Source organism: Streptomyces gottesmaniae (assembly GCF_031845845.1).
Classification (GTDB): Bacteria; Actinomycetota; Actinomycetes; order Streptomycetales; family Streptomycetaceae; genus Streptomyces; species Streptomyces akebiae.
Map to the genome: position 1 here is coordinate 36,482 of NZ_JAVRFJ010000027.1, position 20,184 is coordinate 56,665.

Below are 20,184 nucleotides of genomic sequence, written 5' to 3' on the forward strand. Positions count from 1 at the left end.
TGTCCGGGCCTTTCGGGATCAGGCGGTGGTGGGGACGAGGCGCCACTGCTGGCAGTTGTTGTTCAGCCAGGACCACTGGCGGACGTCGGTGCCGTTGGCGGTGCCGCAGTCGGTGACGTCCATGACCTTGCCGGTGGCCGCGTTGACGATCCGGACGTAGTCGTTGCCGAGGTAGACCATGCGGAACTTCTGGCAGTCGTTGTTCAGCCAGGACCACTGCCTGATGTCGGTTCCGTCGGCGCTCGCGCAGTCGGTGACGTCGGCGACCTTGCCGGTGGCGACGTTCACCAGGCGGCTGGTGTCGTCGGCGCGGTCCTCGATCCGCCACTTCTGGTTGGCCCCGCCGTTGCAGGTCCACTGGGCGATGTTGGTGCCGTCGGCCGCGTTGCCGCCGGTGACGTCCAGGCACTTGCCGCTGTTGCGGTTGACGATGGTGTACGCGGTCGGGGTCGTCGCGGTCTCGCCGGAGGGGCCGGCGATGGTGGTCCCGAGGGCGACCGGGGTGCCGAAGTTCGGGGTGCCGTCGGCGTTCCAGGTGAACTTCTGCGCGCGGGTCGTACGGCCGTTGTCGCACCCGTCGCTCGCCGCGTCGTTGGCGTGGTAGACGATCCAGTTCTCGGTGCCGTCGGGCGAGGTGAAGAAGCCGTTGTGGCCGGGCGCGTACACACTGTTGGCGTCACTGCGCTGGAAGACCGGCGTCTGCTTCTTCGTCCAGGAGGAGGCGAGCAGCGGGTCGGACCCGGTCAGCTCCAGCTGCCCGAGCTTGTAGTCGGGGCCCCAGCAGGCGCTGGCGGAGTAGATCAGGAACGTACGGCCGTTGCGGTAGAGCGGCTCGGGACCTTCGTTCACCTCACCGCTCTGGGTCTCCCAGCTCAGGGTCGGGCTGGAGATGACGGTGAAGGTGGAGCTGGCGAGGGTGTACGGGTTGCTCAGCGGCGCGATGACCAGGCTCTGCTTGCTGCCGCCCGCCGAACCGCTGCCGAGCAGGTACAGCTTGTTGTTGTGCTTGAGCACGCTGGCGTCGATCAGCCAGCCGCCCGGGTTGAGGTTGGACCCGGCGAGCTGGTTCTTGAAGGTGTACGGCCCCATGGGGTCGGACCCGGCGCTCTCCAGTACGTAGGTGCGCTGGTCGTCGCAGCAGGCGGAGGCGCGCGGCCCGGCGGAGTAGTAGAGGTACCACTTGCCGTCGACGAAGTGGATCTCGGGGGCCCACATGTTCCAGTTGCGGGTGGAGGTGGTGTCCGACCACACCTGCACACTGGGCGCCGTGCTGAGCCCGGCCAGCGTGGGCGACTTGCGCATGGTCAGCTCACCGGTGAACGAGGTCGTCACCAGGTAGTAGTTGCCGTTGTAGTACTCCAGCCACGGGTCGGCGCCCTTCTGCGACTTGACCGGGTTGGTGTACGGCTTGCCGTCGGCCGCGGCGGCCGACTGGGCGGTGTGGACGGTCTGCACGGAGAGAAGCGAGGCGAAGAGGGCCAGTAGCGCCATCGTCAGCATCACACTGCGGCGAGGCGTCGACCAGCGACGGGCGCGGGTGGGGAACACGACAAGTCCCTTCCGGGAGAGCGGCTCGTTGCCGGGCTTCCTGACCTGCCCGGATGTTCGACATTGCGAACACTGTGCGTAACTTCGGCCAGAAGGTAAAGCTGAGGCGGGAGAGACGTCAATGGATGTGACAGATTTTCGTCGTCGCAGCTGCGCGGGAGGTTGCCGCCGGACGACCGCGAAAGCGAAGGGGTCGGCTGTGCGTTGCGCACGGACCCACCCATGCGCATCTCACGCCGGGCCGATGACAGACGTTCGATGTCCCGGCCGCCGTGCTCTGCCATGGTGGGAAGGAAGGCCAGGACACCCGCAGGGATGACGACCCGCTCGGGAGGTCCCCGTGGACAAGCGGTACGAGGTCTACTGCCTCACCGATCCGCACTTCTACGACGCCCCTTCGTCCCACGGAGGGGCACACGGTCGGTTCCGCCAGGCCCGAGGCCCGCTCCCCGCGTCGTGGACGCGCGAGAGGGTCGGCGACTGGCTGGCCTGCCGCCCGGACGGCGTTCGGCTTCCCCCACAGGGCTGGAAGATCCACGTCTCGGCCTGCCTGGACAACGCCCAGTCGATCCTGGACGACGTCTGGGACCACTGCGTACCGCGCGGTGTCGCCTTCAAGTTCCTCCCGGACCTGGAGACGCTGTTCCTCGCCAACGCCAAGTACGCCCACCGGGGGTCCAGCGGGAAGTTCGTGACCGTCTACCCGAGGGACGAGGCCGAGTGCGAGCGCCTCCTCACCGAGCTGGACCGTGTCCTCGGCGGCCGCCCCGGACCGTACATCCTCAGCGATCTGCGCTGGAGGGACGGCCCGCTCCACGTCAGGTACGGAGCCTTCGCCGACCGGTACTGCGTGTCGGCCGACGGAGTGGTGGAACAGGCGGTGGCGGACCCCTCCGGGCGCCTGGTTCCCGATGTGCGCGGCCCCACCTTCCGGGTACCGGAATGGGTGGACCTCCCCGGCTTCCTCGAACCCCACCTGGCCGCGAGCCGCAGCACCACCGTCGCCGACCTGCCCTACCGGATCGACAAGGCACTGCACTTCTCCAACGGCGGCGGCCTGTACGCCGGGGTGGACCGGCGTACGGAGGAGCGTGTCGTGCTCAAGGAGGCCCGACCGTACGCCGGGCTCACCCCGGACGGCGCGGACGCCGTCACGCGGCTGGAACGCGAGCGGGAGGCCCTTGAGCGACTGCGCGGCCTGCGCTGCGTCCCGGCCCTCCGCGACCACTTCGAACTGGGCGGGCACCGCTTCCTCGTCGAGGACTTCATCGAGGGCAAGCCCCTGCACCAGCTGATCGTCGAGCGCAGTCCGCTCGCGGCCCTGGACCCGGACCCGGCCGCCTTCCCCGAGTACACCGCCTGGGCCCTGGACGTGCTCGGCCGGGTGCGTGACGCCGTCACGGCGGTCCATGAGCGGGACATCGTCATCGGTGATGTGCACACCTTCAACGTCATGGTCCGTCCCGACGACACCGTGGTCCTGATCGACTTCGAGGGCGCCTCGGACGTGGCACACGCCCACCACCAGGTCCTCGCGGCCCCCGGATTCCACGCCCCGAGCACCGCGACCGGTTTCGACATCGACCGGTACGCGCTGGCCTGCCTGGAGATCTGCCTGTTCCTGCCGCTGACCGGACTGATCGAACTCGATCGCGGCAAGGCGGGCCGGCTCGCCCGGGAGGCCGCCCGGCTGTTCCCGGTCCCCGACGGCCTTTTCGACGAGGCCGTGCGCACGATCACCGGGGGCGAGGGGACGACCGTCGGGACGCGGACCGCGAGGACCAGCGTGAACGACGACGAACCCCGCTTCGAACCCGACCACGCCGGCTGGCTGCGCGCCCGCGAGTCGATCACGTCCGCGATCCTCGCCTCCGCCACCCCCGACCGCGACGACCGCCTCTTCCCCGGCGACATCGAGCAGTTCGCAGCTCCCGGCGGCGGCCTCGGCATGGCCCACGGCGCGGCCGGGGTGCTGTACGCGCTGGACGTGACGGGCGCCGGACGACACCCCGACCACGAGGACTGGCTGATCCGGCACGCTCTCCACCCGCCGCCCGGCACCCGCCTCGGCCTCTACGACGGCCTGCACGGCGTCGCGTTCGTCCTGGACCACCTCGGCCACCGCGAGGAGGCCGTCAAGGTCCTCGACATGTGCCTCGGCGAACGCTGGGAGAACCTGGCCCTCGACCTCAAGGGCGGACTGTCCGGCATCGGTCTCGCCCTGCTGCACTTCGCGGACGCCACCGGCGACGCCGCCCATCGCGCCGCCGCGCAGCGGGTGGCGGAGACCGTCGCCGACCGGCTGGGCCCCGCCGACGGCGTACCGGAGACCAGCGGCGGCGCCCACCCGAGAGCAGGGCTGATGTACGGCTCGTCCGGCCCCGCGCTGCTGTTCCTGCGCCTCCACGAGCACGACGGCGATCCGGCGCACCTCGACCTCGCCGCCACCGCCCTGCGCCAGGACCTGCGGCGCTGCGTGGTGCGGGAGGAGGGCTCGATGGAGGTGAACGAGGGGTTCCGCACCATGCCGTACCTCGCCGACGGCAGCGTGGGCATCGGCATGGTCCTGGACGACTGTCTGGCCCTCCGCGCGGACGAGGAGTTCGCGACCGCCGCCCACGCGATCCGCGAGGCCTCCCGGGCGTCGTTCTACATCGAACCCGGGCTGTTCGACGGCGTCGCCGGGATGATCCTCCACCGCGCCCGCGCCCACCCGCCCGGCACGGCCGCCGCACGCGACCCCGTGGTCGCCGCCCACATACGCCGACTGGCCCGCCACGCCTGCCTCCTGGACGGCCGACTCGCCTTCCCCGGCGAACAGTTGATGCGGCTGTCCATGGACCTGGCGACCGGCGGCGCGGGTGTCGCGCTCGCCCTGGGCGCCGCCTGTCACGGCACACCCACCGGACTGCCCTTCCTGACACCGGGCCGGTCCGCACCGGACATTCCCGTCCCCGACCACGTACGCGAAGGGAGGTGAGCACGTATGTCACTGCTCGAACTTCAGGGCCTGACCATCGAGTCGGAAACCGGTCTGAAGCCGCCGCCGGGCAGCCGGGCAAGCAAGGGCTGCATCGTCGGAGGAGGAGGAAGCATCTTCAGCCTCCTCTTCTGCTAGCGGCCGGTGACTCCGACCACGACGGCGGGGGCACCTCCGGTGCCCCCGCCCCCTCCGCCGAAACCGACTGTGAGGGGAGCGGCCGTGGACCGACGTGAACGGCCGGAGGACCGACGGAAGCCGTCGGGGGGTCCCGTCCAGGAAGATTCGCAGGAACCACAGGAGCCGCCGCAGGAACGCCAGGGACCGTCCGGGGACCGGCGCGACACCTCCGCCGACCGGCGCGACGCCTCGGGAGACCGGAGCGATACCCCGGGAGACCGGCGCGCGGCGGACCGTCTGCTGCTGACGGTGGTCCGGCGGGGCGGCGTCTGGGGTGCCGTCCTGGCCGCCACGTCCCTGCTGCTCGCCGGGATCTACGTCGCCCTGCCGGCCCTCATGGGCCGTACCGTCGACGCCGTACTGGGCTCCGGTGACACCGCCCTGTGGCTGACGCTGTCCGTCGTCGCCGTCGCGCTGCTCATCGTGTGCGACGCGCTGGACGACTACGCCGGCGCCGTCGCCAACGCCCGCTCCACCGCCTGGCTGCGGCACTCACTGTTCGGGCACGTCCTCGACATGGGCCCCCGGGCGACCCGCCGCCACACCCCCGGCGACCTGACCGCGCGTCTGGTGGGCAACACCAGCCGGGCCGGCAGTGCTCCTTCCGGTCTGGTGTGGGCGGTGACCGAACTGATCCCACCGATCGGGGCAGTGGTGGCGCTGGCCCTCATCGATCCCTGGCTGTGCCTCACCTTCCTCGCGGGACTTCCGCTGATCGTCCTGATGGTCCAGGCCTTCGCCCGCGACGTGTCCGACGTCAACGACCGCTACTTCGCGACCCAGGGCCGTATCGCCACCCGGCTCGCGGACGCCGTCACGGGAATCCGCACCATCACCGCCGCCGGGACCACGGCCCGCGAGGCCGAACGCGTCCTCGCCCCGCTGCCGGAACTGCACCGCCACGGCCGGGGGACGTGGCACGCCCTCTCCCGGGTCTCCACCCGGGACGCCGTGGTCGTCCCCCTGCTGGAGATCGCCGTCCTGGCCGTGGCCGGACTGGAACTCGCCCGGGGCCGCATCACACCCGGTCAACTGCTGGCCGCCACCGAATACGTCGTCCTGGCCACCGGCGTCAGCTCCCTGGTCGCCTCCGTCGGCAAACTCGCCCTCGCCCGGGCGACCGCGGGGCGGGTCTGCGAGATCCTGGACCAGCCCCCGCTGACGTACGGCCGGGCCCGGCTGCCCGTGCGCGGCGGCGGGCGGCTGGAATTCCGCCGCGTCACCGTCCGCGCTCCCGAGGGAACCTCGGTCCTGGACGGCGTCGACCTGGAGATCCCGGAAGGCACCCTGACGGCCGTGGTGGGCCGCTCCGGCTCGGGCAAGTCCCTGCTGGCCGCGCTGGCCGGCCGGCTCACCGACCCCGACGACGGCGAGGTACGGCTCGACGGGGTGCCGCTGCGCGACCTGACCCGCACGGACCTGCGGCGGGCCGTCGCCTACGGCTTCGAACGGCCCGCACTGCTGGGCGAGACCTTCACCGAGGCGATCGCCTTCGGTCCTTCGGCGGAGCGGCTGCCGGCCGAAGCGGTACGGGAGGCCGGGGCCATCGCCCGCGCGGACACCTTCCTGCGCACCATGCCCGACGGCTACGACACCGCCCTCGCCACCGCGCCGCTGTCCGGCGGCGAGACCCAACGGGTGGGCCTGGCCCGCGCGTTCGCCCAGTCCGGCCGGGGCGGCCGTCTCCTCGTCCTCGACGACGTCACCGCCAGCCTCGACACCGTCACCGAGCACCACATCACCCAGGTCCTCACCGGATCCGGCCCCCTCGCCGGACGCACCCGGCTCGTCGTCACCCACCGCGCCTCCACCGCCGCCCGCGCCGACCTCGTCGTCTGGCTCGACGACGGCCGCGTCCGCCGCCGAGGCACCCACCGGGTGCTGTGGAGGGATCCGGGCTACCGGGCCGTCTTCCGCACGGACGGCGGCGAGGGAACGCGTCCGGGCGCGGTGCCGGGCGGCGACCAGACGCGCCACCCCGCACCAGCTCCCCCTCCCACTCCGCCTCCCACTCCGCCTCCCACTCCTCCTTCCACTCCGCCTCCGCCTCCCGGAGAACAGCGGAATCCCTTCCCCACGGCGCACCCCGACCGCGTCCCGGAGGCAGCCGCCGACCTCGCGCACCCGCCGTCACGGCAGCACGGAGGCACGCGGTGAACAGGGAGGCGCGTGGCCTGCTCCGCTCCACCCTCCGCACGCGGCGCCGTCAGTTCGTCCGGCTGGCCGGCTGGTCGATGGTCCAGGCCGTGCCCGCTCTGCTGTCCGGCCTCCTGGTCGCCCGGGCCGTCGACGACGGGTTCCTCGCCGACCGGGTCCCCGTAGGCCTCGGCTGGCTCGCGCTGCTGGCCGTCGCCACCCTGATCGGCGCCTGGGGCACCCGGCAGACCACGCTCCGGCTGGCCGACGTCGTCGAACCCTTCCGCGACGACCTGGTCGCCCTCGTCACCCACGGCACTCTGCGCCGCTCCGCCCGCCTCGGCCGGCCCCCCGACACGGCCGGCGTGGCCCGGCTGACCGAGCAGGTGGAGATCGCCCGGGAGTCGTACGGGGCGGTCGTGATGTTCGTGCAGACCTTCGCGGTGACGGCCGTGAGCGTGCTGTTCGGTCTGACGGCGCTCGACCCCGCGCTCCTCCTGTTCGTCGTACCGCCCCTCGCGGTCGGTCTCACGCTCTTCCTCGTGGCCCTGCGCGCCATGGCGGCCCGGCAGCGGGCCGTCGTGCTCGCCGACGAGGCGATCGCCCAGCAGGCGGGCGCGGTGGCCGAGGCGCTGAGGGACGTCACGGCCTGCGGCGCGGAGCACGTCGTACGCGACCGGGTCGACGCCCGCATCGACACGGCGGCCGGGGCCGCGCGCGCCCTGGCCCGCCTCACCGCCCTGCGCACCGCCGCCCTGGGCATCGGCGGCTGGCTGCCCTTCGTCCTCATCCTGGCCGGCGCCCCCTGGCTGCTGCGGGGCGGAGTGACGACGGGCGCGATCCTGGGCGCCCTGACCTATCTCTCCCAGAGCCTCCAACCGGCCCTGCAGAACTTCGTCCGGGGAATCGGCGGCAGCGGCCTGTGGCTCCTGGTCACCACCGCTCGCATCCTGGAGACGACGACGGCCGGGCGTACGCGGACGGAAGCGCCCCCGACGGCGCCCGCGTCCCCGACGGTGCCCGCGTCCCCGACGGCAGCGGCATCCGGAAGGTCCGGAGCCGCTGCCCTGCCGACCGAAGCCACGCCGGAGACACCCCATGCGCATCGGGAGCCGTGGGCGGAGGATGGCGGGGCCGGGAACGGCGGGGTCCGGGACGGCAGGCCCGAGGACGGTGAGCCCGGCGGTGGCGGGGTCGAGGGTGGCAGGGCCGAAGGTGGCAGGGCCGGCGGTGACAGGTCCGGCGGTGGCGAGACCGAGAGCGGCAGGCCCGGCGGTGGCGGGGCCGAGGGCGACGGGGTCCTGGACGGCGCGGTCGAGCTTCGCGATGTCACCTTCGGTTACGCGCGCTCCGCCGAACCGGTCGTCCGCGACCTCGATCTCACCCTCGCGCCCGGCACCCATCTGGCGGTGGTCGGACCCAGCGGCGCCGGAAAGTCCACCCTCGCCGCGCTCATCGCCGGCGTGCTGGAGCCGCAGACGGGCCGGATCCGGCTGGGCGGGGCACCGGTCCGCTCCCCGAGCCCGGAGCCGGGCCCCGCCCCGGATCCGGGCCGGTTGTCACGATCGCGCGTACTGATCCCGCAGGAGGCGTACGTCTTCACCGGCACGCTCCGCGAGAACCTCACCTATCTCCACCCCACGGCCACCCCCGCCGCCCTCGACTCGGCGGTCGACGCCATCGGCGCGACCCTGCTCACCGAACGCCTGGGCGGCTACGACGCCATGGTGGACCCAGCCCTGCTCTCCGCCGGGGAGCGCCAGCTGATCGCCCTGGTCCGCGCCGTGCTGCCTCCCGCCCGGCTGGTCCTGCTGGACGAGGCGACCTGCCACCTCGACCCGGCCGCGGAGGCGGTCGCCGAGCGCGCCTTCGCCGCCCGCCCCGCCACCCTGATCGTCTGCGCCCACCGGATCAGCTCCGCCCTCCGCGCCGACCTGGTCCTCGTCCTGGACGGCCCCCGCCACCACTTGGGCACCCACGACCACCTGATGGCCGACTGCGCCCTCTACCGCGACCTGATCGGCCACTGGGACCCCATGACCCTCGACGCGAACGACGCGCACCGCGACACGACCGACACGGACGACACGACCGACACGGACGGCACGACCGGCGGCACGGACGGCACGCCTGCCGCAACCGGCAGCACGACCGGTGCGACGGGTGTCCGGTCCTGACCACAGCCGACGCCTCCGCGGGAAGAGGGTGCCGTGCTCCTCACAGCCACCCCGACTCCCGGGCGATCCGGATCGCGTCGATCCGGTTGCGCGCCCCGGTCTTCCGCGAGACGGCGTTCAGATGATTGCGGACCGTCCCCACCGACAAGGACAGCCGCTGGGCGATCTCCCGCGTCGGCGCGCCGTCGGCCGCCAGCCGCAGCACTTCGAGTTCCCTGGCGGTCAACGGGTTCTCCGCCGACAGGAGCGCGAGCAGGGCGAGTTCCGGGTCGAGGAACCTCTCCCCCGCGGCCACCTTGCGCACTCCCTCCGCCAGGAGGTCACTGGGCCCGTTCTTGCCGACGAGGCCCGCGACCCGCCACGCCAGCGCCTGTCGGAGGAACCCGGCGGTCGCCGAGTGGGTCACCAACAGCGTCCGGCACTCCGGCAGCCGCAGGGCCAGCTCCCGCGACGTATCGAGCGCTCCGCTCTCCCCACCGTCACTGTCGATGACGACGACATCGGGCCGGTGGGCCAGCGCCCGCGTCACCGTCTGCTCGTGCCCCGGCAACGCCGCGACCACCTCGATGTCCTCCTCACGGGCCAGCAAGGCGGCGAGCGCCCCACGTACCAGGTCCGTCTCCTCGACAAGAAGCACCCGGATCACCATCGCTCCCGCCGGTCGTCAGCGGCCCCCATCGCACCCACCGTGCCTCCGGGACCGGGACAACACCGTACGACGTATCGCCCTGCTTCTCACTTATTGCCGGTATTACGGGCTTGCTCCAGGCTTGCGGCGGTTCGTCGGGGGCGTGAGCAGAACGATGGCTCAGGTCAAGCCCCCGGACGAACCGCACGCCGTCACCGCACGCCGTCACCCCACGCCGCGAACGAAGACGTCCCCGATCAGGTTGTTGTCCTCGGGCACGAGCCCGGGGTGGTACGACTCGAACACGACCGTCGACTCGTCCCCGCTCAGCGCCGCGTCCCCCACGGTGACGGGCTTGCCGTCCTGCCCCGGCGACAACAGCTCCTCGGTCCCGGTGCACAGGTCGCGCAGGATGAGCCCGAGGGACGTACGGTTCGCGTCCGCCGTGTTGAGCAACAGCTTCGAGCCGTCGGCGGACAGGTCGGACAGCAGCGTGAGATCGGTGGGGGCGTGGCCGTCGTACCGCTGGAGCTCACCGGTCCGCAGATCACGGACGAAGGCGTTCACGCCGTTGTTGGTGTCGGCGTCCGGGACCAGGTTGACGGCCGCCGAGTTGAACCCGACCTTGGAGCCGTCGCCGCTGAGCACGGGAGCGAAGGACGAGGTGCTCGCGGGCGACCCGTCGTGGGTGGCGTCGGCGTGGACGGTACGCCCGCTGCGCCGGTCGTAGACCAGAATGTCGCCCTGATCACCGCTGCCGGGCCCGGTGTATCCCTCCAGGTAGGCGACCTTGCGCCCGTCCGCGCTCATCGCGACCTGCTCGCACCGATAGGAGGTCTTGGAGCCGTCGGACTCCCGACTGACCCGCCGCACCTCCTGCGTCTTCCGGTCGAGCAACATGATCCGACACGGGTACGCCCCCTGCGGCTCGGCGGCGTACCGGGCGACGAAGGCGACGTACCGCCCGTCGGCGCTGACCGGCGCGATGCCGTACGACAGCTGGTAGCCGTCGACCGTCGCGGGCGTCAGGCGCTCGATGGTGCCGGTGCTCAGGTCCATGACATGAACGGAGGAGGTGGCGGTCGCGGTGGAGTACGACCCGAAGGTCAAGTACCGCCCGGACTCCGACAGTTGAGGCGTGGAGGTCGTCTCCCCCGGCACCACCACACGCTGCAACGGCTCCCCGGGCCCCGTCCGGTAGTAGACGCTGTTGCGCACATCGGTCCCCGGCCCCAGGTTGGTCGCGGACGACATGAAGGCCACGACCCGCCCGTCCGCGCTGACGACGGGGTCGGTGGAGTGGCCGTTGCCGCCGGTGACGCCGTCGGGGGCCACGCTGATCCGCTCGGTACCCGGCACGACGGCCGGCGCCTCGTCCTGACCGGCGGCCTGGGCGGGCCAGACGGAGCACATGACAACGCCCGCGACCACGACGGCGTTCGCGAGCGTGCGCAGGGTTCGGTGGGTGCGCAGGGTGCGGTGGGCGCGCAGGGCGCGGTGGGCGCGGTGGGCGCGTAAGGAAGGTCTCTTCAACTTGCTCCCCCTTCGACCGAGGACGACCCCAGCCGTCCCCCGTACCCCGTCGCCCCCGGCCCGGCGCAGAGGACCCACGAGGATGCAGGCGATGAAAGCGTGCAACCGGTGCGGGGTCAATGCCTGCGACCACCTCGCTTCCCTTCGCACCACCGTGCATTCCCTGTGCACTACCGTGCGGTGGTGGACCTCTTCTCACACTCCTGGTCGGCCCTGCGCGCGACGGTCGCCGACCTCGACGCCCAGGACTTCGAGCAGCCGTCGGGCTGCGCCGGCTGGCTCGTACGGGACCTCGTCTGCCACCTGGTCATCGACGCACAGGACGTCCTGATCACGCTGGCCACCCCCGCCGGCACCGCGCCACCGACGGCCGACGCGGTGACGTACTGGCAGGCCACGCACGAGCCCCCGACCGGCGAGGACCCCCTCGCCGCCCTGACGGTCCGCCTGGCGGCCGCGTACGAGGACCCGGCCCTCCTCAAGTTCCACCTGGACGACGTGGGCTCGGCGGCCGGCCGCGCGGCCCGACTCGCGGACCCCACGGCCCGGGTGAGCACCCAGGACAAGATCCTCACGGTCGCCGACTACCTCACGGCGTACGTCCTGGAATGGACCCTCCACCACCTGGACCTGACGGCCCACCTCCCGACCGCCCCCGGCCCGTCCCCGCAGAGCCTGTCCCACTCCCGAAGGGCGCTGGAAAGGATCGCGGGCGGCACGTTCCCCGCGTCCTTCACGGACGAGCAGGCCCTGCTGACGGGCACGGGCCGCAGGGCGCCGACGGCCGGTCAGCGTGCCGAACTGGGCTCTCTGGAAGCGAAGTTGCCGCTGGTACTCGGCTGAGGCGAGGGGAGCCGGCTCAACTCCACGCGCCAAGGAACTCCTTCGCCTTCTCCGGGCGGCCGCCGTCCTGTTGCAGCACATACAGGTGGAGCCCGTCCTCGCGGTCGGGGTTGGCAGGGGTGTCCTTCATGGCGATGGCCGCCCCCGCGTCGAGTTCCTCAATGCGAAACGTGGTGAACGACCGCGCGTCAGCGGATTCCGACGAGGACACGTCACCCTGTCGTCGCAACTGCTCTCCTGCGCGGCAAGAAGGGGCTGCGCAGGCCACGCACGTCGCCGTAACCGAGTGGGCGCCACTTCTCCGTGCACTCGCCGAGTTTCGGGTACATGGTGAGGTTGCTGGGGCTGGAGCCCTCGGCATGGCGCATCGTCAGCACCTTGCAGCTTCTCGATCGCCGCGCTGTCTTCGATCAGGTCACCGCAGAGCGCGTTCTCCGTATACGCCACCAAGATCCAGGACGCCCTCGACGCCCGGGACACCCTCGCCACCGCACTCACCCGGGCCGACATCCAGCTCCCCGCGATGCACGTCCGCACTCCCTGGGCGGACGACCACGAGGAGGACGCCTACAACAGTGACCCCCGGTCCGCCCTCGTCCCCCTCGGCGTCTGCTCCGCCCCCGTCCCCCTCCTGCTCGCCGACGTGATCACGAAGGGAGCCGCCGGATGACAAACCACGCCGACGGAACCCTTACCGCCAGCGAGACCGTCCATGGCACGACCCACGACCGCATCGGGCAGGTCATGAGCCACGAGGGCCCCTACGTCCAACTCCGCCCACTGTCCGGCGGACGCGAATGGGACGCCGACCCGAAGCACTTCCGCCCCCTCACCCCGTCAGAGCTGCTCAGCACCCGCGTCGCCACAGCGAACGCCCGCAGCAGACAGCCGAGGTGACAGCGGCATCCTCGGGTGCACGCGTCCCCTCCCCTTGATCGACACCCTCGCCTAGGATGACCAGAACCATCTCAGCGGCCCGACGGGCTTCCTGATCCGCCTCGCTTGAGCGCGCGGTGGACACCGGAGGACATGCCCCCACCCGCACGAGTCTTCTTCGTGCTGCCTGGGGGCAAGTTCTTGCTGTTCCGTGAGTCCGCGTCGTCCGTGGCCGCTCGCATCCTGGAAGGATCGCTGGCGCTGCATCTGACCGAGAACTTCCGTCATCTGCATGGCCGGAACGCCGGACAGTCGGAAATAAAGTCCTGGGAACGCAGCCTCCCGGCGCTCGTCAACGCCCTCATGGACGCAGGACTCGGCGATGTCGAGGTCCTCATCGAGTACGGTCTGCCCCTCACCAGCAAGCGCGCCGACGCCGTACTCGCGGGTGCACATCCGACCACGGGCGAGCCGTCGTACGTGATTGTCGAGCTGAAGCAGTGGAGCGCGGCCTACCCGGAGGAGGACGAGCCGCTGCTGTGCCGGATCGATGCGTATCCGGCCCCCGTACTCAACCCGATCGAGCAGGTCAGGGGCTACTGCGAGTACCTGTTGTCGTTCAACGGCGCGCTGGAGCGGATGCCGAGGGCCCTCGCCGGCGTGGCGTTCCTGCACAACGCGACCGAATCCCGGATCGGGGACCTGCGAAGCGTCAAGGAGGACCCGCACGGCCGCCTGTACACCGGTGACCAGCGCGGCGCCTTCATCGACTTCCTGCGCTCGCGGCTCGCCGCGAAGCCTGGCGCCGAGGCGGCGGACGTGCTGCTCGGCGGCAAGATCCGGCCGTCGAAGCAGTTGATGGCCGTCGCGGCGGCCGAGATCCGTGACCGCGAGCAGTTCGTACTCATCGCCGAGCAGCGGGTCGCGTACGAGAAGGTCCTGTCCGCCGTCCGCAAGGCCAAGCGGTCCAACCACAAGCAGGTCATCGTCGTGACCGGCGGACCCGGCTCCGGTAAGAGCGTCGTCGCGCTTTCGATCCTGGGTGAGCTGTACCGGCGTGGGGTGACGGCACTGCACGCCACCGGGTCCGCGTCGTTCACCAAGACGATGCGCAAGGTCGCCGGCGCGCGGAAGCCCGCCGTACAGCAGTTGTTCAAGTACTTCAACAGCTTCATGGACGCCGAGCCGAACGACCTCGACGTACTGATCTGCGACGAGGCCCACCGGCTGCGCAAGACCTCCGCCAACCGCTACACCAAGGCGGAACTGCGCACCGGGCGGCCTCAGGTGGCCGAGCTGATCGACGCGGCCCGCGTACCCGTGTTTCTGCTGGATCAGCACCAGGTGGTGCGGCCCGGCGAGATGGGCACCAAGGCTGAGATCCAGCGGGCCGCCGCCGCGCAGGGACTCGAGTGCACAGTCGTTGAGCTGGACGGCCAGTTCCGGTGCGGCGGCAGTGACGCGTACGAGAAGTGGGTCGTCGACCTCCTCGGTCTGGAGGGCGGCACGCCCAGCCTCTGGGAGCCGGACGGCAAGCTGGAGCTGCGGACCGCCGAGAGCCCGCAGGAGTTGGAGGACTTCCTCGTCGCCCGGCGGGCGGAGGGGTACGGAGCTCGGATGTCGGCCGGCTACTGCTGGAAGTGGACCAGGGAGATCACCCGGGACATGGCCGAGCTGCCCGCCGACGTCGTCATCGGGCAGTGGGCCCGCCCCTGGAACGTGTACGGCGACCGGTCCGTCCTCGGCGCACCGCCCTCGCCCCTGTGGGCCACCGACCCGGGCGGCTTCGGCCAGGTCGGCTGCGTCTACACCGCGCAGGGCTTCGAGTACGACTGGTCCGGCGTCATCATCGGCCCCGACCTGGTGTGGCGGACGGACCGCTGGGTCGTCGATCGCACGGCGTCCAAGGATCCGATCTTCACGAAGGCCACTCCGGACAGCGAGATCGACCGGCTGATCCGCAACACCTACAAGGTGCTGCTGACGCGGGGCATGGTCGGCACGATCATCTACTCGACGGACCAGGAAACGCGCGACAAGCTGCGCTCGCTCGTGCATCCGAGGTCCGGTGCGGAGAAGGGTGCTGAGGCACCCGCCCTCGCGTAGTCAGGCCTGTGTCGGCCACGGGACTCCACCGGCGATCTTCTGGGACCCATGCGCGTCCAGCTGACGCGCGCGCAGCCAGCAGCAGGGAGCGGGATGTCCGGCGTCTTCTGGGTGAGGCTGTGACGTTCCCTGCTCACGCGGGAACCTGCTCGCCGCAAGGAAATGGTTCGCCATGGAGAATCGGGTTCTGCCCTCCCCGCGTGCCACATCACCAGAGGCGACAACCGCGGCCCGGAACTGGCCAGTGCAGGCCATGCCACGTCCTGCCCCAGTCGTGTCGGCCCTCGGCAATGGAAACGTAGCGGTGGGGCGGCCACCTCCACCGGCAGCGGACTGGAACGTGCAGGAAAGCGTCTGCTCACTCCTCGTCGCGTTCCTCCTCGTCCCCACGTCGACGGCGCGCTCGCTCGGCGATCCCGCTGGCCAGCTTGCCCTTTGCCGAGCTGGCCCGGTCGAAGGTCTCGTTGCCGAGGCTTCTGACGGCATCGACGCCCTTCGCGCCGGCCTCAAGCGCCTTGTCCCTCACCTCCACCGCCGCAACCGCCCATCGTCTCGTCTCCGACGGCCGGCGACCGGACTCGATCCCGAGCCGCCCGTGGAAGTCGTCGACACCAGCCAGGACATGGTTGCTCGACTGGACCACGGCCGGGGACTTGGTCGGGTGCAGCAGCACCTTCGCGTTGGCCGCTTCGGCAGCCGCGTTCATCCGGGCTACCAGACGCTCGGTGCTCCGCGAGATGAGGTCCAGCCGATTCTGCCGGGCAACCCGAATCCCGAGGCGATGCCGGTCCAGCTCCTCCGGAGCCGCGTCCAGCACCCGGTCGAGCTCGAGCACGGCGATCGCGTCCTGCAGTTGGAAGCAACGAGCCAGAACGGCGAGCCACTCCTGAGCCTTGGACTCGGCTTCCCTGGCCGCCTCGGCCAGATCACCGATCTTGGCCTTGCGCTCCATTTTCTCCGCGAGTGCGTCGAGTCGACGCAACGCGTACACCTGGGTCGTCGCGATCGTCCCCGGCGTAGCCTGCGCTTTCGACCACGTGATCTCTGAAACCCGGCCCACCTGCTCCCGGATGGCCATGGCCTCCTCGATCACGAACTCCGCTCCGATCATGTTCGCCACCGCGGCGTCCTCCTGGGCGCGGAGCACGTCGTCGACCTTCTCGTCGATCGTGGCGAGATAGTCGGTGATCTCGTCCATGGTCTGCTGCATCGCGAGCTGCGCCATGATCCCCGCAGCGCGAGCGAGAACCGCCGGGTTACCCAGAAGCGATCGGGGCCCGCTCGCGAACTCCACGAATCCCTTGATCTGGCCCTTCGGCCCCTTCACCACACCAGTGCTGAGCCCTGTCTTCGAGCTTTCCCTCAGCCCGTACTTCTCGACGATCTGCGCCGACTCCCGGGTCAGCTTCACCCAGCAAGCGGATTCGGCCGCAATATCCGAACCCGCCTGCGCTGTCACAGCCCCGGCACCGGCGACGAACTTGAGCTGTCGCAATCCGACGTCCTTCGACGACAGCCCTTCCGAGACGAGGAAACGTTCGACATCCGTCTCATGCCCGATGACCGTCAGTCCGTCACCGTCGCTGATCAGCTGAATCTCGTTGTCCACCCGGCCGATTCTTCACCAGTCGCTGGCTCAGCCCGACCGATTTGCGGAAGCCCCAGCAGCGTTGCTGCCGACAGTCCCTCCCCCGGCGAGACACAGACCCACTGCCCCGCGCCTTCGGCGCGAAGGGCCGGTTTCCGTGAGAGCACTCGTCCACCGGTTGTCCACCGACTCCCCTGAGCGGCGCCCTCGGCCCGGTCAGACGCAGCGAGACCCGTTCTCGCAAAGCGATAGACCCAGGTCAACGACTGTTTCGACTTGGGTCGAAAAAGAGCCGCCTTCGGGATTCGAGCCCGAGGCCTACGCATCGCGAGCGCACCGGCCCGGCGCCAAGGAGACACTGCACCAGCAGGACGTCAGGGACTCTTCGCTCTGCCTGAGGGCCGTTTCGCCGCCTGACACGGCAAGTCCCCTCAAGACTGGAACGGGACCTCCCAGACGAGAGGCCCTTTCCACAGCCGCAAGCAGCGGCAGACGAGTCGGGCTGTACGCCGGGTTCTGTCGCCGGTCGACCTCGCGGTCGGCCGGGAGACGGCCATCCATCTAGGGCCGGCGTTGCCACCGGCCTCGTGCGGTCTACCCGCGGACTCGGGCGGGCAGCCCTCGAACGTCCGCGCAGGGTCGCTTCTTACGGCGGCCCCTCTTGACCTTGCTCCGGGTGGGGTTTACCTAGCTGCCCAGGTCACCCTGGGCACTGGTGGTCTCTTACACCACCGTTTCACCCTTACCGAGGCCCGTACGGATACGGTCCCCGGCGGTTTGTTTTCTGTGGCACTGTCCCGCGGGTCACCCCGGGTGGCCGTTAGCCACCACCCTGCCCTGTGGAGCCCGGACGTTCCTCGGGAAGCCCCCTAGGGGGACTCCACGCGGCCGTCCGCCCGGCTCGTCTGCCGTGTGGACCATGCTACCGGGCGCCCGCCGGTCCTCGGTCCCGATGGCCCCGACGCCGCCGTCGCCAGGAACGAGCCCGCCAGGATCAGGGCGAAGGAGACGGCGATCGCGGGAGTGAGGCGCTCGTCCAGGAACAGCGCTCCCGCCGCCACCGCCACCGCCGGGTTGACGTACGTGAAGACCGTCGCCCGGGTCGGGCCCACCTCCCGGATCAGTTCCAGGAACGCCACGAAGGCCAGGGCCGTGCAGATCACTCCCAGGGCGGCCAGGGAGATCAGGGCCGGGGTCGACGGGAGGGTGGGCGGGCGGGTCACGGCCGCCGCGGGGGCGTAGACCAGCGCCGCCAGGAGCAGGACCGGGGCTATCAGCTGGAGCGTCGGGACCTGCTTCAGGTGGCGGGCCATGATCAGGGGAGCGGTCGCGTAGCCGATCACCGTGATCAGGACCTCGGTGAGGGAGAGGACGTTCCCGCCGGTGAGGTGGGGGACCGTGAGGACCGCCACGCCTCCCAGGCCGAGGCCCAGGCCCGTCATCCGGCGGGCTCCCAGCCGTTCCGCGTCGCCGAAGAAGCGGGCCAGCAGCACGCTCACGATCGGGACGCCCGCGATCAGGAGGCCGGCCGTGGAGCTGGAGAGGTGGCGCTCCGCGTCGGTCAGGGTCCACCAGGGGCCGATGACCTCGATCACGGCGAAGGCGAGCATCGGGCGCCAGTGCTGTCGGACTACGCGGGTCAGGTCTCCCTGGCGGATGGCGAACGGGAGCAGGAGGGCCGCGCCCAGGGCACAGCGTACGAAGACGACCGTGGACGGGGAGACCTCGTCCACAGCCACTTTGATCATCAGGTAGGGGATGCCCCAGAGGACTCCCATCAGGGAGAAGAGGAACCAGCCGCGTGCAGTCATGCGGTGAGTCTCGGGCAGGTCAGCGGTGTGCGTCTTGAACGCTGTTGCGGTACGCCGCCGGGGTGACCCCCAGCACCTTCCTGAACCACCGCGTCATGTGCGCCTGGTCCGCGAAGCCCACCTGCCCCGCCACGTCCGCCGGGCGGGCGCCCGCCTCCAGCAGGCCTCGGGCCCGGCTCACCCGGTGCTGGGCCAGCCACGCGTACGGGGGCATGCCCATCGTCGTGCGGAAGGCTCTCAGGAGCTGGTAGCGGGAGAGCCCCAGGTCGGTGGCCAGGTCGGCGAGGGAGGGCGGGGCGAGGAGTTCGTCCGCCAGGCGGTCGCGTACGGCGAGGGCGATCTTGTGGGCGCCGGGGAGTCTGTCCGAGGTGAGGCGGGACGTCGAGTGCCGGCGCGCCAGGGCCGTGAGCAGCCAGGGGAGGCGGGACTCGGACTCCAGCGGGTCGGGGCAGGTGCTCAGCTCGGTGTGGGCGGTGCGCAGGGCGGCGGCGAGTTCGGGGTCGTGCAGGAGGGGGTCGCGGAAGTGCGGGGTGCCGCCGAGGATGCCGTCGGCGAGGAGTGCGGGGGCCGGGTAGAGGGCGCGGTAGGCGTAGGTGCCGAATGCCGATTCGCCGGTGTGGACCTCGCCTGGGGCCAGGACGACGATCGATCCCTCCCCCACCGTGAGGGCACCGCCCCGGTAGTCGATGCACGAGGCGCCCTGGACGCAGATGCCGATGCTGAATTCCTCGTGGGTGTGCGGGGCGTAGCGGTGGCGGTCGAAGCGGGCGGTGAGGAGGTCCAAGGGGTGGTCGGGGCGGCCGAGGGTGGTGCGGGTCCAGCGAGTCTCACCGTGTGTGCTCACCTCGGCCTCCCCCGTCGTCGGCCCCCAGGCTACGCCCGGCGGGGTCAGAGGAAGTCCGAGGTCTCCAGGGCACATGATCCCGGTCACCGTCAGTCACCCGGCCCGAGGCTTGACCCTGCCGCAGCGTCAACGTTTCTACTGGTCGTATGCGGATCGGAGAACTCGCCGCGGCCGTCGGTGTCACGCCGCGTGCCGTGCGGCACTACCACCACCTCGGCCTGTTGCCGGAGCCGGAACGGCGGGCCAACGGGTATCGGGACTACACGTTGCGGCACATGGTCGTGCTCGCGCGGATCCGGCGGCTGACGGAGCTGGGGCTCGGGCTGGCCGAGGTACGAGACGTGCTGGCGGACGACGCCGGGCGTGAACTCGTCGAGGTGTTGGGCGAGTTGGACGAGGATCTGGCCCGGCAGGAGGACGAGATCCGGGAGCGGCGGGGGCGGTTGCGTGTCCTGATGGAGGAGGCGCGCGCCGGGCGGCTGCCTGCCGAGGGGCCCGTCTCACCTGAACTCGCCGCTCTCTTCGGCAAGTTCGGGCCCGCGCCGCACTCTCCCATGGCCGCCAAGGACCGAGAGGTGTTCGCCCTCCTGGAGACCACCGCGACACCCGAGGTACGGGCGGAGATGCTCGCGGGGCTGGAGAGCATGATGTCGGCTCCGGGCGCGGTGGAGCGGGCGCACGAGGCGTACGCGCTGCTCGACGCCCTCGCCGACGCCGAGCCCGACGACCCCCGGGTGGCGGAGGCCGCCCGCGTGCTGGCCGACCTCATCCCGCCGGAGATGGTCCCGCAGGACACCGGCATCGATCTCGACCACAGCGGGGGCGACGGCGGCACCGGCAGCTTCCTGCGCGCCTTCTACGCCGACTTCGCCCCGGCCCAGGCGGAGGCCATCCGCCGCACGCTCCGGATACTGAGGGAGGACCGCCCGTGAGG

15 protein-coding genes, 1 other RNA gene and 1 pseudogene are annotated in these 20,184 nt (G+C 71.1%); 9 read left to right on the forward strand and 8 right to left on the reverse strand.

Annotated features, from left to right (window positions below):
• Positions 1-18: 18 nt before the first annotated feature.
• Positions 19-1,500, reverse strand: coding sequence for a family 43 glycosylhydrolase (locus RM704_RS27745; RefSeq protein ID WP_052146024.1), 1,482 nt, complete (start codon positions 1,498-1,500; stop codon positions 19-21).
• Positions 1,501-1,888: 388 nt separating this feature from the next.
• Between RM704_RS27745 and lanKC the strand changes: the two genes are divergently transcribed.
• The 4 genes from lanKC to RM704_RS27765 all read left to right on the forward strand — a co-directional run bounded on the left by lanKC (position 1,889) and on the right by RM704_RS27765 (position 9,021).
• Positions 1,889-4,528: a class III lanthionine synthetase LanKC gene (gene lanKC / locus RM704_RS27750; RefSeq protein WP_033527365.1), complete on the forward strand. Its 2,640-nt coding sequence runs from the start codon at positions 1,889-1,891 to the stop codon at positions 4,526-4,528.
• Positions 4,529-4,534: 6 nt separating this feature from the next.
• Positions 4,535-4,666 (forward strand): SapB/AmfS family lanthipeptide, encoded by a 132-nt coding sequence (locus RM704_RS27755; RefSeq protein ID WP_086799122.1) that lies wholly within the window; start codon positions 4,535-4,537, stop codon positions 4,664-4,666.
• Between the two features lie 84 nt (positions 4,667-4,750).
• Positions 4,751-6,865, forward strand: a complete 2,115-nt coding sequence (locus RM704_RS27760) for an ABC transporter ATP-binding protein (protein WP_311591343.1) — start codon at positions 4,751-4,753, stop codon at positions 6,863-6,865.
• Positions 6,862-9,021 carry an ATP-binding cassette domain-containing protein gene (locus RM704_RS27765; RefSeq protein ID WP_078937122.1) on the forward strand — a complete coding sequence of 720 codons (2,160 nt, stop codon included), beginning with the start codon at positions 6,862-6,864 and terminating at the stop codon, positions 9,019-9,021. The genes RM704_RS27760 and RM704_RS27765 overlap by 4 nt, the downstream gene beginning before the upstream one ends.
• A gap of 40 nt (positions 9,022-9,061) precedes the next feature.
• Here the strand turns inward: RM704_RS27765 and RM704_RS27770 are convergent, their stop codons facing one another.
• Together RM704_RS27770 and RM704_RS27775 are read right to left on the reverse strand one after the other, a co-directional pair.
• On the reverse strand, positions 9,062-9,667 hold the full coding sequence (locus tag RM704_RS27770; RefSeq protein ID WP_033527503.1) for a response regulator transcription factor: 606 nt from the start codon (positions 9,665-9,667) through the stop codon (positions 9,062-9,064).
• 207 nt (positions 9,668-9,874) lie between these two features.
• Entirely contained in the window at positions 9,875-11,182 is a 1,308-nt protein-coding gene (locus RM704_RS27775) for a TolB family protein (protein ID WP_311591344.1), read from the reverse strand.
• Positions 11,183-11,365: 183 nt separating this feature from the next.
• Between RM704_RS27775 and RM704_RS27780 the strand changes: the two genes are divergently transcribed.
• Entirely contained in the window at positions 11,366-12,025 is a 660-nt protein-coding gene (locus RM704_RS27780; RefSeq protein WP_033527501.1) for a maleylpyruvate isomerase N-terminal domain-containing protein, read from the forward strand.
• Between the two features lie 16 nt (positions 12,026-12,041).
• Here the strand turns inward: RM704_RS27780 and RM704_RS27785 are convergent, their stop codons facing one another.
• Positions 12,042-12,254 carry a hypothetical protein gene (locus tag RM704_RS27785; protein WP_157856694.1) on the reverse strand — a complete coding sequence of 71 codons (213 nt, stop codon included), beginning with the start codon at positions 12,252-12,254 and terminating at the stop codon, positions 12,042-12,044.
• Positions 12,255-12,548: 294 nt separating this feature from the next.
• Here RM704_RS27785 and RM704_RS45640 point away from each other — a divergent pair, with 294 nt between their 5' ends.
• From RM704_RS45640 to RM704_RS27800, 3 genes are all read left to right on the forward strand, one after another.
• Positions 12,549-12,695 (forward strand): hypothetical protein, encoded by a 147-nt coding sequence (locus tag RM704_RS45640; protein WP_438828957.1) that lies wholly within the window; start codon positions 12,549-12,551, stop codon positions 12,693-12,695.
• Positions 12,692-12,922 carry a hypothetical protein gene (locus RM704_RS27795; RefSeq protein WP_033527362.1) on the forward strand — a complete coding sequence of 77 codons (231 nt, stop codon included), beginning with the start codon at positions 12,692-12,694 and terminating at the stop codon, positions 12,920-12,922. The genes RM704_RS45640 and RM704_RS27795 overlap by 4 nt, the downstream gene beginning before the upstream one ends.
• A 132-nt stretch (positions 12,923-13,054) precedes the next feature.
• The gene (locus RM704_RS27800; RefSeq protein WP_078937116.1) at positions 13,055-15,007 is read left to right on the forward strand and encodes a DUF2075 domain-containing protein; all 1,953 of its coding nucleotides are present in this window, start codon (positions 13,055-13,057) and stop codon (positions 15,005-15,007) included.
• Between the two features lie 358 nt (positions 15,008-15,365).
• On the opposite strand, the gene RM704_RS27805 is transcribed toward RM704_RS27800, so the two are convergent.
• From RM704_RS27805 to RM704_RS27820, 4 genes and pseudogenes are all read right to left on the reverse strand, one after another.
• Complete coding sequence (locus RM704_RS27805) at positions 15,366-16,616, reverse strand: hypothetical protein (RefSeq protein WP_033527360.1); 1,251 nt, start codon at positions 16,614-16,616, stop codon at positions 15,366-15,368.
• 468 nt (positions 16,617-17,084) lie between these two features.
• Positions 17,085-17,499: RNase P RNA component class A (rnpB, locus tag RM704_RS27810), an RNA gene on the reverse strand.
• Between the two features lie 127 nt (positions 17,500-17,626).
• Positions 17,627-18,406: pseudogene (locus tag RM704_RS45205) on the reverse strand (DMT family transporter); the annotation flags it as partial.
• A 19-nt stretch (positions 18,407-18,425) separates the two neighbouring features.
• A complete protein-coding gene (locus RM704_RS27820; RefSeq protein ID WP_033527358.1) occupies positions 18,426-19,250 on the reverse strand; it encodes a helix-turn-helix domain-containing protein in 825 nt (274 codons plus the stop codon).
• A gap of 146 nt (positions 19,251-19,396) precedes the next feature.
• Here RM704_RS27820 and RM704_RS27825 point away from each other — a divergent pair, with 146 nt between their 5' ends.
• Positions 19,397-20,182 carry a MerR family transcriptional regulator gene (locus tag RM704_RS27825; protein ID WP_033527357.1) on the forward strand — a complete coding sequence of 262 codons (786 nt, stop codon included), beginning with the start codon at positions 19,397-19,399 and terminating at the stop codon, positions 20,180-20,182.
• Positions 20,183-20,184 lie beyond the last annotated feature (2 nt).